The following is a 14,090-nucleotide window of genomic DNA, read 5'->3' as shown; positions in this document are numbered from 1 at the left end:
ATTCAAGAAAAATTAAACCACCTATCCCCTAAAGAATTTAGGGAACAGATGGTTTAGGTGTTTTGATATGTGTCCCGTTTTCGGGGTTCACTTCATAATAGGGTGCTTTTTATGAATTACAACATGTGGAATTTTCTAGAGGCAAAAAAATGAGTAAAGTATCCGTTTGGATTATATTGGAATATCATAAATTGATATATTATATTCGAAATACTTATTAAATCTTAAATTATAAACACGACATGCGTCGGTAATTGCAAGATATACTTTCTCGATATTTTCAGAAAAATATTGAGAAAATATATACTTGAGTTTTTGGTAAGGCTTTGTAAATGAAGGTATCTACAGTTTATCTTCTTCAATTTTAAAATGAGGAGTATGAATTAAATCTTTTAATGTAAGTACTTATTAAGGCTTTTAGATGTAATTGTATTGAGAAGTACTAAAATATTTTATCTGAAAAATAAAAATAGGTTGACAAGTTTATTGAGAAAGATTATCATTTCGGTGTAAGAATATTAAATGAAAAACATTATCAATGAATAATATTTTGATGAAAAGTACACTTGACCAATTAGTTTAGTAAGTGTATTATTTTTTACATCAATAATGATAATCATTATCACTATTTGTTTAATTAGATTAATTTTCAAATGAAAGGATAGAGGAAATGAACTTAGGGGAATTTGATGGAAAAACGGTTTTAGTAACAGGTGCAGCTCAAGGTATAGGCAGTGTTGTTGCAAAAATTTTTTTAGAAAGAGGAGCTACAGTTATTGCGGTTGATCAAAATGAAGAGGGGTTAAACGTACTCTTAAATGAAAAGGAATTAAATAAAACACGTATGAAAACATTTCATTTAGATGTGAGTGATAGTACCGCTGTTGAAGATATGGTAAACGGTATTGAAAATGATATAGCACCAATAGATATATTAATAAATGTTGCAGGGGTATTACGTATGGGACCAATTCACTCTTTAAGTGATGAAGATTGGAATAAAACCTTCTCTGTAAATTCTACAGGAGTTTTCTATATGTCTCGAGCAGTAAGTAAACATATGATGCAAAGAAGGTCAGGGGCAATTGTTACAGTTGGTTCAAATGCGGCAAATACTCCGAGAATGGAAATGGCTGCGTACGCTGCATCAAAAGCCGCAACGACAATGTTTATGAAGTGTTTAGGATTAGAGCTTGCAGCATACAATATTCGCTGCAACTTAGTTTCTCCTGGTTCTACTGAAACTGAAATGCAAAGATTACTATGGGCTGATGAGAATGGAGCTGAAAATATAATTGCTGGTTCTCAAAATACATATAGACTCGGTATTCCGTTACAAAAAATTGCACAACCTTCAGAAATTGCTGAAGCAGTATTGTTTTTAGCTTCTGATAAAGCAAGTCATATTACAATGCACAATTTATGTGTCGATGGCGGAGCTACATTAGGAGCTTAATAAAAAATTCAGGAGGTTATTATACTATGAATGAACTTACAGCCGTAAAGGAACTGTCAGAAAAACTTTTAGAAGATTATAAGACAGAATCTTCATTCTTTTTCGCTTCACCAACTCGAACAATATTAGCAGAAGGAGAGTTTACTACAGTAAAACATCGTGAAATTGAAAGCTTTCCAGAACTTGTACAAGCGGTATTAAGTAATGCAAAACAAGCCGGAAATCCGAATCCTATCGTTGTTGGTGCTTTGCCTTTTGATCGTAGAAAAGAAGTTCAACTTATCGTACCAGAACATAGTAGAATTACTGAGCGTTTACAGTTAGAGACAACAAATGAGATAAAACGAAATGAGAAACTGACATTTGAAATGACACCGGTTCCAGCTCCTGAAGTTTATATGGATGGTGTGAAGCAAGGAATAGCAAAAATTCAGGACGGAGATTTAAGGAAAATCGTTCTATCTAGATCGTTGGATGTTAAGTCTTCCGAGAAAATTGATCAACAAAAACTACTTCGTGAATTAGCGGAACATAATAAGCACGGCTACACATTTGCTGTGAATTTACCGAAAGATGAAAACGAGAACAATAAGACGTTAATTGGAGCAAGCCCTGAATTGCTTGTTTCACGTAGTGGTATGCAAGTAATTTCAAATCCGTTGGCTGGCTCAAGACCACGAAGTGAGGATCCAGTAGAAGATAAAAGAAGAGCAGAAGAATTACTTTCTTCTCCAAAAGATTTACATGAACATGCGGTAGTAGTTGAAGCGGTTGCTGCTGCGCTTCGTCCGTACTGTCATACATTGCATGTGCCAGAAAAACCATCAGTTATTCATAGTGAAGCAATGTGGCATTTGTCTACAGAAGTGAAAGGTGAACTTAAGGATCCAAATACTTCTTCTTTACAATTAGCAATTGCTCTTCATCCTACGCCAGCAGTTTGCGGAACTCCAATGGAAGAAGCGAGAGAGGCTATTCAAAAAATTGAGCCATTTGACCGTGAATTCTTTACAGGAATGTTAGGGTGGAGCGATTTAAATGGAGATGGCGAATGGATTGTTACAATTCGATGTGCTGAAGTGCAAGAGAATACACTTCGCTTATTTGCAGGTGCTGGAGTTGTTGCTGAATCAAAGCCAGAAGATGAGTTAGCAGAAACATCAGCTAAGTTCCAAACAATGTTGAAGGCTTTAGGGTTAAGAGATAATTCGCTGAATGAAAAATAGGGGGAAGAAAGAATGTTAATAGGTTATACGGAATGGCCAAAAGAATTTGCCAATCGCTATCGAGAAGAAGGGTGTTGGCTTGGAGAAACATTTGGTTCGATGTTAAAAGAACGCGCTGAAAAACATGGAGATCAAATTGCGATTGTAAGTGGTAATTCACAAATAACATATAGTGAACTTGATAAACAGGTAGATCGCTTAGCTTCAGGTTTACTGAATTTAGGAATAAAGAAAGAGGATCGAGTTGTAATCCAGTTACCTAATATTATAGAGTTTTTCGAAATATGCTTTGCACTATTTCGAATTGGAGCGCTTCCTGTTTTTGCACTACCTTCACATCGAAGCAGTGAAATTAGTTATTTTTGTGAGTTTGGTGAGGCGAGTGCTTACGTTATTTCAGACAAGGCTCTCGGCTTTGATTATCGAAAACTAGCAAGAGAAGTAAAAGAAAAAGTGCCTACTTTACAACATGTAATCGTAGTAGGGGAAGAGGAAGAGTTTGTGAGTATAAATGAACTTTACATGAATCCAGTTCCGTTACCAGAAGTTCAGCCAAGTGATGTTGCGTTTCTCCAATTATCAGGAGGGACGACAGGACTTTCTAAATTAATTCCTAGAACACATGATGACTATATTTATAGTTTACGTGCTAGCGCTGACATTTGTAATTTAAATGCAGAAAGCGTCTATATGGCAGTTCTTCCAGTAGCACACAATTACCCGATGAGTTCTCCAGGAACATTTGGAACTTTCTATGCGGGTGGAAAAGTAGTATTGGCAACTGGAGGTAGTCCAGATGAGTCATTTGCTCTTATAGAAAAAGAAAAAGTTACGATTACAGCGCTCGTTCCACCATTAGCAATGATTTGGCTTGATGCTGCATCTTCCCGTAATAACGATTTATCAAGCCTGCAAGTTATTCAAGTAGGCGGTGCGAAATTTAGTGCCGAAGTTGCGAAGCGTATACGCCCTACATTTGGATGTACGTTACAGCAAGTGTTCGGTATGGCAGAAGGGTTAGTAAATTACACAAGATTAAATGATCCTGAAGAAATCATTATTCATACACAAGGTAGACCGATGTCTACATTCGATGAAGTAAGGGTTGTTGATGAAAATGATAACGATGTAAAGCCCGGTGAAGTAGGAAGTTTATTAACAAGAGGGCCATATACAATTCGTGGCTATTATAAAGCGGAAGAGCATAATGCAAGATCATTTACAAAGGATGGATTTTATCGTACAGGAGATCTTGTGAAAGTAAATGAACAAGGTTACATCATTGTAGAAGGCAGAGATAAAGATCAAATTAATCGTGGCGGTGAGAAGGTTGCTGCGGAAGAGGTTGAAAATCATCTATTAGCGCATGATGCAGTACATGATGTAGCAATTGTATCTATGCCTGACGATTATTTAGGAGAACGTACTTGCGCTTTTGTTATAGCTCGCGGACAATCTCCAACTGTAAGTGAATTAAAAACGTTTTTAAGAGCACGTGGTATAGCGGCTTATAAGATTCCAGATCGAATTGAATTTATTGAATCATTCCCGCAAACAGGTGTTGGAAAAGTAAGCAAAAAAGAATTACGTAAAGCCATTGCTGAAAAACTTATTACAGTAAAACTATTAAAATTTGGAAGGAAGTGATTAGATGGCTATCCCATCTATTTCAGTATATAAAATGCCAATTGAATCAGAACTACCAAAAAATAAAGTGAATTGGACGCCAAATCCGAAACGTGCGGTTCTTCTAATCCATGACATGCAAGAATACTTTCTTGATGCATATAGCGATACAGAATCGCCAAAAGTAGAACTAATTTCAAATATTAAGGTGATAAGAGAAAGATGTAAGGAACTAGGTATACCAGTTGTTTATACAGCACAACCTGGTGGACAAACGTTGGAACAACGAGGGTTATTACAAGACTTTTGGGGTGACGGTATTCCTGCTGGACCAGATAAAAAGAAAATTGTCGATGAACTTACTCCAGATGAGGATGATATATTCCTAACAAAATGGAGATATAGTGCATTTAAAAAGACGAATCTATTAGAAATTTTAAATGAACAGGGAAGAGATCAACTTATTATTTGCGGTATTTATGCGCATATTGGCTGCCTTTTAACAGCTTGTGAAGCCTTTATGGATGGTATCCAGCCATTTTTTGTAGCAGATGCAGTTGCTGATTTTTCACTAGAGCATCATAAACAAGCATTGGAGTATGCATCTAATAGATGTGCAGTAACGACATCAACAAACTTACTATTAAAAGATTTACAAAGTGTAAAAGGCGATGACAGTGAAGGAATCACTTTACAGGAAGTACATGAACTAGTTGCACAACTACTCCGTGAGCCAGTAGAGAGTATTGAAGTTGATGAAGACTTATTAAATAGAGGACTTGATTCGGTCAGAATTATGAGTTTAGTAGAGAAATGGCGTCGCGAAGGGAAAGAAATCACTTTTGCAGATTTAGCAGAACGTCCAACTGTTGATGATTGGTACCGTTTACTATCTTCACAAGCAGCACAAGTGCTGTAACAAATAGACTACATAATAAAGGGGTAGTAAAGAATGCCTAACAGTCAAAAGATTCGTAATTCGTTATCATCTGCGCAGTTTGGTATGTGGTTTGCGCAGCAATTAGATCCGCTTAATCCGATTTATAATACTGGGGAATATATAGAAATAAACGGAAATATTAATCAAGAAATTTTCGAGTTAGCTGTACGTAAAGTGGTAAAAGAAGCAGAAGCACTTCATGTTCGTTTCGAAGAGGATGAAATTGGCCCATGGCAAGTTATTGAGGAATCGTCAAAGTTTCATATGCATTTTATTGACGTTCGTAAAGAGGAAAATCCTGAAGAAGCTGCTAAAGTATGGATGAAAAATGATTTATCTATGCCCGTGGATTTAACAGAGGATAAATTATTTACTGAAGTACTTATTCAAGTTGAAAATAATCGTTTCTTTTGGTATCAGCGCATCCATCACATTGTGATGGATGGCTATGGATTTTCACTTCTTAGCCAAAAGGTAGCGAATGAGTATACATCACTTATAGAAGAAACAAACAAGAATGAAAAGCCATTTGGTTCTCTTGCAAAAATTGTACAAGAAGATAATGAGTATCGTGAATCTAAACAATTTCAGGAAGATCGTACTTTTTGGCTAGAAAAGTTTGCAGATGAACCGGAAGTTATAAGTTTAGCAGAACGAGCGCCGAGAACATCAAATGGATTTTTACGAGAAACTGCTTATCTATCAAATGCTAGTACGAAAACTTTACTAGAAGATATTAATATTTCGTTAACGAGTTGGCCCGAATTTGTTGTAGCCGTAACAAGTATTTACATGCATAAATTAACAGGTGCAAATGATATTGTTTTAGGTTTACCGATGATGGGGCGTCTTGGTTCTGTATCTATTCATACACCAAGCATGGTAATGAATTTAGTTCCACTTCGTCTCACTGTAACTCCAAATATAACTCTTGCGGAATTAATACAGCAAGTTTCTAAAGAAATTCGAGACGTACGTCGTCATCATAAATACCGTCATGAGGAATTAAGAAGAGACTTAAAGCTACTAGGTGAAAATCAAAGGTTGTTTGGGCCGTTAGTGAATGTTATGCCTTTTGATTATGGGCTTAACTTTGCTGGAAATCGTGGTATTACACATAATTTATCGGCAGGACCTGTTGATGATTTATCGATAAATGTATATAAACGTTTCGATGAAAATGAGTTAATGATTCATTTTGATGCGAATCCGGAAGTATATAACGGCGCGGAACTAGCATTGCATAAAGAAAGATTTATGAGTCTATTAGAATTAGTGATAAATAATTATCACAAAGACGAGCCGATTGGAAAAATAAACATTACTCTTCCCGAAGAAAATCATAAAGTTTTATTGGAATGGAATGAAACGAAGAAAGCTGAAGAGCTAATTAATCTACCTATATTATTTGAAAAACAAGTACAAAAAAATCCAAATAAAATAGCAGTTACTTGTAACGAGATAAAACTTACGTATAAAGAGCTAAATGAACGAGCGAATGAACTAGCACACTATTTATTAGAAGAAGGAATACGACCAAATCAGTTTGTTGCCTTAGCATTTCCAAGATCAATAGAAATGGTAGTTAGTATGTTAGCAGTTCTAAAGACGGGTGCAGCGTATTTGCCGATAGATCCAGAATACCCAGTTGAACGTATTAGTTATATAGTAAATGATGCAAAACCGGTGTATATCATAACACATTCATCTGTTTCATCCTCTTTAGTTATAGAAAATAATATTAAAAAAATCATATTAGATAGCGAAGAAACGAAAATAGTGTTAAAAACATATTCTCATATGAATATACCATTTAAAAATGATGAATCACTTTTAAACCCAGCGTATACAATTTATACTTCAGGATCCACTGGAAATCCAAAAGGTGTAATTGTTCCTATGAAAGGTTTAAGTAACTTCTTATTAGCCATGCAACATACGTTTTCATTAAATGAAAACGATCATTTATTAGCAGTTACAACGTTTGCGTTTGATATTTCTGCTCTAGAAATTTATTTACCTCTTATTAGTGGTGCAAGTATAACAATTGCACAAAAAGAGGTAATCCAAGAGCCTTCTGCGTTAACGACATTGTTACAAGAAGAAAGAGCGACAATTATGCAAGCTACACCGACGCTCTGGCAGGCGTTAATAACTGAATATCCAGAGAGGTTACAAAGGCTAAACGTACTCGTTGGCGGTGAAGCTCTTCCGGCACATTTAGCAAATAAATTAAAAGAATTAGGTTGCTCTATAACTAACTTATATGGACCAACTGAAACGACTATTTGGTCTACTTTCATGAACATTGATGACAGTGAAAATGGTATACCTCCTATTGGAAGACCAATTTGGAATACAGAGGTGTACGTTTTGGATGCAGGGTTACAGCCTGTTCCACCTGGAGTTATCGGTGAATTATATATTGCAGGAGAAGGACTTGCGAACGGATATTTAGGAAAACCAGCGTTAACGGCTGAACGGTTTGTTGCAAATCCTTATGGAGAACCAGGAGCACGTATGTATCGCACCGGTGATTTTGTGAAATGGCGTAACGATGGTGTGCTAGAGTACATTAGTCGTGCAGATCATCAAATTAAAATTCGTGGTTTCCGGATTGAATTAGCTGAAATTGAAACGGTTTTACAACAACATGAAAATATACAACAAGCAGTGGTAATGGTACGAGAAGATCGTCCAAATGATAAACGAATCATTGCGTATATCGTTGCCGAAGAGAAGGAAACGATTCATCTTTCAGAAATTCGCTCTTATGTTTCAGAAAGTTTAGCGAATTATATGGTACCATCAGCATTTGTTGTGCTAGAAGAATTACCATTAACACCAAATGGTAAGGTTGATAGAAAGAAATTACCTGCTCCTGATTTTAATGGAATGAACAATGAGAGAGTTGCTAGAAATCCGAAAGAAGAAATACTATGTGATTTATTTGCAGAAGTACTTGGTGTTTCGCGAATTAGTATAGATGATAATTTCTTTGAAATGGGTGGCCATTCGCTTCTTGCATCTCGTTTAATGGCAAGAATTCGTGAAACGTTAAGTGTAGAATTAGGGATCGGAAAGCTATTTGAATCACCAACTGTTGCTGAATTAGCGAAACAATTAGATCGTGCAAAAAGCGCAAGACCAGCTATTAAGAAAGTAAGTAGGCCAAATGAAGTTCCACTTTCATTTGCACAGCGCAGGTTATGGTTCTTAAATTGTTTAGAAGGTCCAAGTCCTACTTATAATATTCCGTTAGTCATTCGTATGTCTGGAAAATTGAATGAGGAAGCACTGCAAGGTGCCTTTTATGATGTAGTTGAGAAACACGAAACACTTAGAACGATTTTCCCGAATTCACTTGGCAGTTCATATCAAAGAATTCTAGAAATGGATAAATTGAATTTAAAAATGATTATAACAAATACATGTAAGGATGAATTAGAAAGTACACTGTCTGAAGCTGTAAGATATAGCTTTAATCTTGATATCGAACCAGCAATTCGTTTGCAATTTTTTAAAGTGAGTGAAAATGAGCATGTATTACTAATTCTTTTACATCATATTGTAGGAGATGGCTGGTCATTACAACCGTTAACGAAAGACTTTACAGTAGCTTATAAAGCACGATGTCAAGGTGATAGTGTTCAATTAGAAACCCTTCCAGTTCAATACGCAGATTATTCACTTTGGCAACAGCAATTACTAGGTGATGAAAAGACACCAGAAAGTCTTATTTCAACACAATTAGATTTTTGGAAAGAGGAATTAAAAGGTTTACCAGATCAAATGGAGTTGCCTATAGATTATCAGCGTCCAATTGAAACAAGTTATCGCGGAGAAACAATTCATTTTCATATAGATAAAGGTATGCATAGTAGGTTAGTAGAGCTTGGTCGTAAAAATGGAGTTAGTTTGTTTATGGTGTTGCAAGCGGGACTTAGTGCACTATTTACAAGATTAGGTGCTGGAACTGATATACCATTAGGTAGCCCGATTGCTGGAAGAAACGACGATGTACTCTCGGATATAGTCGGTTTATTTGTAAATACATTAGTGTTACGTACAAATACATCAGGAGATCCAAGCTTTAAAGAATTATTGGATAGAGTGAAGCAGGTAAACCTTGCAGCTTATGAAAATCAAGATGTTCCATTTGAACGACTTGTTGAAGTGTTAAACCCAGTACGAACTCGAAATAGTCATCCGCTGTTTCAAGTTATGTTAGCTTTCCAAAATACTCCAGAAGCAACGTTTGATGTACCGGATTTAGAAGCGAGCCTTGAAATTCAAAGTGTTGGTTCTGCAAAATTTGATTTAACATTTGAGATTAGTGAAAGTAATGGAGCTGATGGTACGCCAAATGGCTTACACGGATTGTTAGAGTTTAGTACCGATTTATATAAACGTGAAACGGTTCAAAAACTAATAGAACGATTCATTCTATTATTAGATGATGCAGAGAAACATCCGGATCAATCAATTGGTAGATTAGAAATATTAACTTTAGCAGAGCGAAATACAGTTTTAGAAAAGTGGAATGGTGGTTTTCAAATTGTACCTGAAATGACATTGCCACAATTATTTGAAAAGCAGGCTCATGTAAATCAAAATTCTATTGCTGTCGTCTTTGAAGATGAAAAGCTAACTTATGAAGAGTTAAATAGAAAAGCGAATAAAATAGCTCGTTTGTTAATAGCGAAAGGAATCGGTCCTGATCAACTCGTTGCTTTAGCGATGCCGAGATCTTTAAACATGGTTGTAAGCTTACTAGCTGTTCTTAAAGCTGGTGCGGGATACCTTCCGTTAGATCCGGATTATCCGTCAGATCGTATCTCATTTATGCTACACGATGCGAAACCATCGTGTGTTTTAACAAATTCAGATGTGGAAGTTGAATGTGATGAGGCACTAAAGATTTTAGTTGATGATGTGAAAGTAATAGAAGAAATTGGGAAATATAGTGAAGATAATATTGATGAAATGGAGCGCATTAAGCCGTTATCTCCTTCACATATTGCTTATGTTATTTATACGTCAGGATCAACAGGTAGACCGAAAGGCGTTATGATACCTCATCAAAATGTAGTAAGACTTTTAGGAGCAACTGATCATTGGTTCCAATTTGACGCAGACGATGTGTGGACGATGTTCCATTCATACGCTTTTGATTTCTCAGTTTGGGAAATTTGGGGACCTTTATTATATGGAGGGCGTCTAGTTGTAGTACCACATACTGTAAGTCGCTCGCCGAAAGAATTTTTACAACTGCTTGTTAAGGAAAAGGTGACTGTTTTAAACCAAACTCCATCAGCGTTCTATCAATTGATGCAAGCCGATCGTGAAAATGAAGAGATTGGTCAAAAATTATTTTTACGATATGTTGTTTTTGGAGGAGAAACACTTGAACTAAGTCGATTAGAAGATTGGTATAGTCGTCATCCTCATAATTCACCGAAGCTTATTAATATGTACGGTATAACGGAGACGACGGTACATGTTAGTTATATTGAATTAGATGAGAGCATCGTCTCTTTACGAGCAAATAGTTTAATCGGGTGCAGTATACCGGATCTTAAAGTATACGTATTAGATAACTATTTACAACCGATGCCACCTGGAGTAGTTGGAGAAATGTATGTTGCAGGTGCAGGACTGGCTCGTGGATATTTAGGAAGAGCAGGATTAACTGCTGAACGTTTTATCGCAGATCCATTTGGGAAGCCAGGTACAAGAATGTATCGTACAGGGGACCTAGCGCGCTGGCGTCAAGATGGGACGTTAGATTATATAGGACGTGCAGATCATCAAATTAAAATTCGTGGATTCCGAATTGAATTAGGGGAAATAGAAGCGGTCATAGTGAAACATCCTAAAGTTGAACAAGTAGCAGTTATTGTACGGGAAGATCAACCAGGGGATAAACGATTAGTTTCTTATATCGTCGCATCAAATAATGAAACGATTGATACGAATGAAATGCGTCAGCATGCAGGAGGTAGTTTACCAGATTACATGGTTCCGTACGCTTTTGTAGTAGTAAATGAGTTACCTTTAACTCCAAACGGTAAATTAGATAGAAAGGCATTGCCAGCTCCAGAATTTATTGCATCATCTTCTAGCCGCGGACCAAGAACGCCGCAAGAAGAAATGCTATGCGACTTGTTTACAGAAGTTTTAAGTGTGTCTCAAATTGGAATTGATGATGGATTCTTTGATCTTGGTGGTCATTCACTTCTTGCGGTGCAGCTGATGAGCCGTATTAAAGAGGCACTTGGGGTTGAACTGAATATCGGAACTTTATTTGCAGCACCTACTGTTGCAGGTCTTGCTGAAAGACTTGAAATGGGGAATGGTCAAAGTGCACTTGATGTGTTGCTTCCATTACGAGCAAGCGGAGATCAATTACCACTATTTTGTGTACATCCAGCAGGTGGATTAAGTTGGTGTTATGCAGGACTTATGAAATCTTTAGGAACAGATTATCCAATCTATGGTGTACAAGCACGTGGTATCGCTGAAAATGAAGAACTTCCAAAAAGCTTAGAGGAGATGGCAGCGGATTATTTAAAACACGTTCGTGAAATACAGCCTCACGGACCGTATCGTTTACTCGGATGGTCGCTTGGAGGAAATGTTGTTCATGCTATGGCGGCGCAACTTCAAAATGAAGGGGAAGAAGTAGAATTACTCGTTATGCTGGATTCGTATCCTGGTCACTTCTTACCGAATACGGAAGCACCTACTGAAGAAGAAGCGTTAATCGCATTACTTGCTTTAGGTGGATATGATCCAGATAACATGGATGGTAAACCACTTACTATGGAAAGTGCGGTTGCAATACTTCGCAAAGATGGAAGTGCATTAGCAAGTCTTGAGGAAGAGACTATTTTAAACTTGAAAGAGACATATGTGAATTCAGTAGGGTTGTTAGGGAAATACGTGCCAAAAGTTTATAACGGGGATATTTTATTCTTTAGATCTACTGTTATACCAGACTGGTTTGACCCTATTTCTCCAAATACGTGGCTAAATTATTTAGACGGGGAAATCGTGCAGCATGATATTGATTGTAGACATAAAGATTTATGTCAGCCAGGTCCACTTACAGAAATTGGACAAGTGCTAGCGAAATATTTGCAGAATAAGAAAGGGGTAAGTAAAGTATGACGAATCCATTTGAAAATGATAATTACACATATAAAGTATTAATGAATGAGGAGGGCCAGTATTCTCTCTGGCCTGCCTTTCTCGATGTACCAATTGGATGGAATGTCGTACATGAAGAAGCTAGCAGACAAGTTTGCTTAGACTACGTTGAAGTTAACTGGAATGATTTAGAGCCGAAAAAAAATCAAATTAGCGAAAAAATATTAGTAGGAAAACAATAATGAAAGTAAAAATAAATCCAAAAGTAGTTGTAAGCATCGTTTATATAACAGCGATGTTTATGGCTGCGATGGATGCAACGATTGTGAATGTAGCACTGCAAACGATAAGCAAAGAACTGCAAGTACCCCCATCTGCAATGGGGACAGTAAATGTTGGATATTTAGTTAGCTTAGCTGTTTTTCTTCCGATTTCTGGTTGGTTAGGCGATCGTTTTGGTACGAAAAAAGTATTTTTAACTGCCCTTTTCGTTTTTACAATTGCATCTGCATTATGTGGAATTGCGAATGATATTACTTCATTAAACATTTTTCGTATCATTCAAGGTGCTGGTGGCGGGCTTTTAACACCAGTCGGGATGGCGATGTTATTCCGAACATTTTCACCAGAGGAAAGACCAAAAATTTCTCGATTTATTGTACTTCCAATTGCTGTAGCACCAGCGATCGGACCAATTATTGGTGGTTTCTTTGTAGATCAAATGTCTTGGCGCTGGGCATTTTATATTAATCTGCCGTTTGGTATCATTGCGTTGCTCTTTGGACTTCTATTTTTAGCAGAGCATGTTGAAAAATCAGCTGGTCGCTTTGATTCTCTCGGTTTTGTTCTTTCAGCACCAGGATTTGCGATGCTCATCTATGCACTCAGTCAAGGGCCATCAAAAGGTTGGATTTCTCCAGAAATAATTAGTATTGGGATAGCTGGGATTGTATTACTTACATTGTTTATTATTGTAGAACTTAAAGTAAAGCAACCGATGTTAGATTTACGCTTATTAAAAGAACCGGTCTTTAGAAAAATGAGTCTTATTTCGTTGTTTTCATCAGCTGGTTTACTAGGAATGTTATTTATTTTTCCGCTTATGTATCAAAATGTAATAGGAGTTTCCGCGCTGGAATCGGGTCTTACTACATTCCCAGAGGCGATTGGATTAATGATTTCTTCGCAGATTGTACCATGGTCATATAAGAAATTAGGAGCTCGAAAGATAATCTCTATTGGATTAGTAAGCACGGCGGTTATCTTTATTTTATTAAGTTTTGTAAATCATGATACGAATCCATGGCAAATTCGGGCACTATTGTTTGGCATTGGTATTTTCTTAGGTCAATCTGTTGGTGCGGTTCAATTTTCTGCTTTTAACAATATTGCACCACCTTCTATGGGTAGAGCAACTACTATATTCAATGTGCAAAACCGATTAGGATCAGCAATAGGAGTTGCTGTTTTAGCTAGTATACTATCTAGTTTTGGAAGTAATAACGTACAGAATAATGCACAATCAGATTTCTTACCATATCAAGCTGCATTAATTGGATCAGCAATATTTTTACTCATAGCATTACTATTTTCTTTACGTATTTCCGATAAGGAGGTAATGTCAAAGAAGAATAAAAAGCCGTTATCTGTATTACAAAAAGAGAAAGAAGTTGTAAATGAATGAGTTGCA

The 14,090-nt window shown here is 36.6% G+C and carries 7 protein-coding genes; all 7 read left to right on the top strand.

The genetic code is table 11. From position 1 onward, the window contains the following. Positions 1–670: 670 nt before the first annotated feature. The 7 genes from dhbA to ABH957_RS18345 are packed head-to-tail and all read left to right on the top strand — an operon-like array spanning position 671 to position 14,084. The gene (dhbA, locus tag ABH957_RS18375; RefSeq protein ID WP_404511956.1) at positions 671–1,456 is read left to right on the top strand and encodes a 2,3-dihydro-2,3-dihydroxybenzoate dehydrogenase; all 786 of its coding nucleotides are present in this window, start codon (positions 671–673) and stop codon (positions 1,454–1,456) included. 26 nt (positions 1,457–1,482) lie between these two features. Further along, positions 1,483–2,682, top strand: a complete 1,200-nt coding sequence (gene dhbC / locus ABH957_RS18370; protein ID WP_404442852.1) for an isochorismate synthase DhbC — start codon at positions 1,483–1,485, stop codon at positions 2,680–2,682. A 12-nt stretch (positions 2,683–2,694) separates the two neighbouring features. Further along, positions 2,695–4,329 carry a (2,3-dihydroxybenzoyl)adenylate synthase gene (locus ABH957_RS18365; protein WP_404511954.1) on the top strand — a complete coding sequence of 545 codons (1,635 nt, stop codon included), beginning with the start codon at positions 2,695–2,697 and terminating at the stop codon, positions 4,327–4,329. A 4-nt stretch (positions 4,330–4,333) separates the two neighbouring features. After that, on the top strand, positions 4,334–5,227 hold the full coding sequence (locus ABH957_RS18360) for an isochorismatase family protein (RefSeq protein WP_002136203.1): 894 nt from the start codon (positions 4,334–4,336) through the stop codon (positions 5,225–5,227). A gap of 33 nt (positions 5,228–5,260) precedes the next feature. Beyond that, a complete protein-coding gene (locus ABH957_RS18355; protein WP_404511952.1) occupies positions 5,261–12,421 on the top strand; it encodes an amino acid adenylation domain-containing protein in 7,161 nt (2,386 codons plus the stop codon). Beyond that, complete coding sequence (locus tag ABH957_RS18350) at positions 12,418–12,642, top strand: MbtH family protein (protein WP_002136206.1); 225 nt, start codon at positions 12,418–12,420, stop codon at positions 12,640–12,642. Before ABH957_RS18355 ends, ABH957_RS18350 begins: the two co-directional genes overlap by 4 nt. After that, entirely contained in the window at positions 12,642–14,084 is a 1,443-nt protein-coding gene (locus ABH957_RS18345; protein WP_404455141.1) for an MDR family MFS transporter, read from the top strand. The genes ABH957_RS18350 and ABH957_RS18345 overlap by 1 nt, the downstream gene beginning before the upstream one ends. The last annotated feature ends 6 nt before the right edge of the window (positions 14,085–14,090 follow it).

It is taken from the genome of Bacillus sp. RC242 (genome assembly GCF_044908245.1).
GTDB classification, from domain to species: Bacteria; Bacillota; Bacilli; order Bacillales; family Bacillaceae_G; genus Bacillus_A; species Bacillus_A mycoides.
This window is presented reverse-complemented; position numbering and strand designations above follow the sequence as displayed.

Bases quoted from the DNA above. Each gene is read 5' to 3' on its own strand.
- ABH957_RS18365 (WP_404511954.1), top strand. From the start codon at position 2,695: ATGTTAATAGGTTATACGGAATGGCCAAAAGAATTTGCCAATCGCTAT.
- ABH957_RS18350 (WP_002136206.1), top strand. From the start codon at position 12,418: ATGACGAATCCATTTGAAAATGATAATTACACATATAAAGTATTAATG.
- ABH957_RS18345 (WP_404455141.1), top strand. From the start codon at position 12,642: ATGAAAGTAAAAATAAATCCAAAAGTAGTTGTAAGCATCGTTTATATA.
- dhbA (WP_404511956.1), top strand. From the start codon at position 671: ATGAACTTAGGGGAATTTGATGGAAAAACGGTTTTAGTAACAGGTGCA.
- ABH957_RS18355 (WP_404511952.1), top strand. From the start codon at position 5,261: ATGCCTAACAGTCAAAAGATTCGTAATTCGTTATCATCTGCGCAGTTT.
- ABH957_RS18360 (WP_002136203.1), top strand. From the start codon at position 4,334: ATGGCTATCCCATCTATTTCAGTATATAAAATGCCAATTGAATCAGAA.
- dhbC (WP_404442852.1), top strand. From the start codon at position 1,483: ATGAATGAACTTACAGCCGTAAAGGAACTGTCAGAAAAACTTTTAGAA.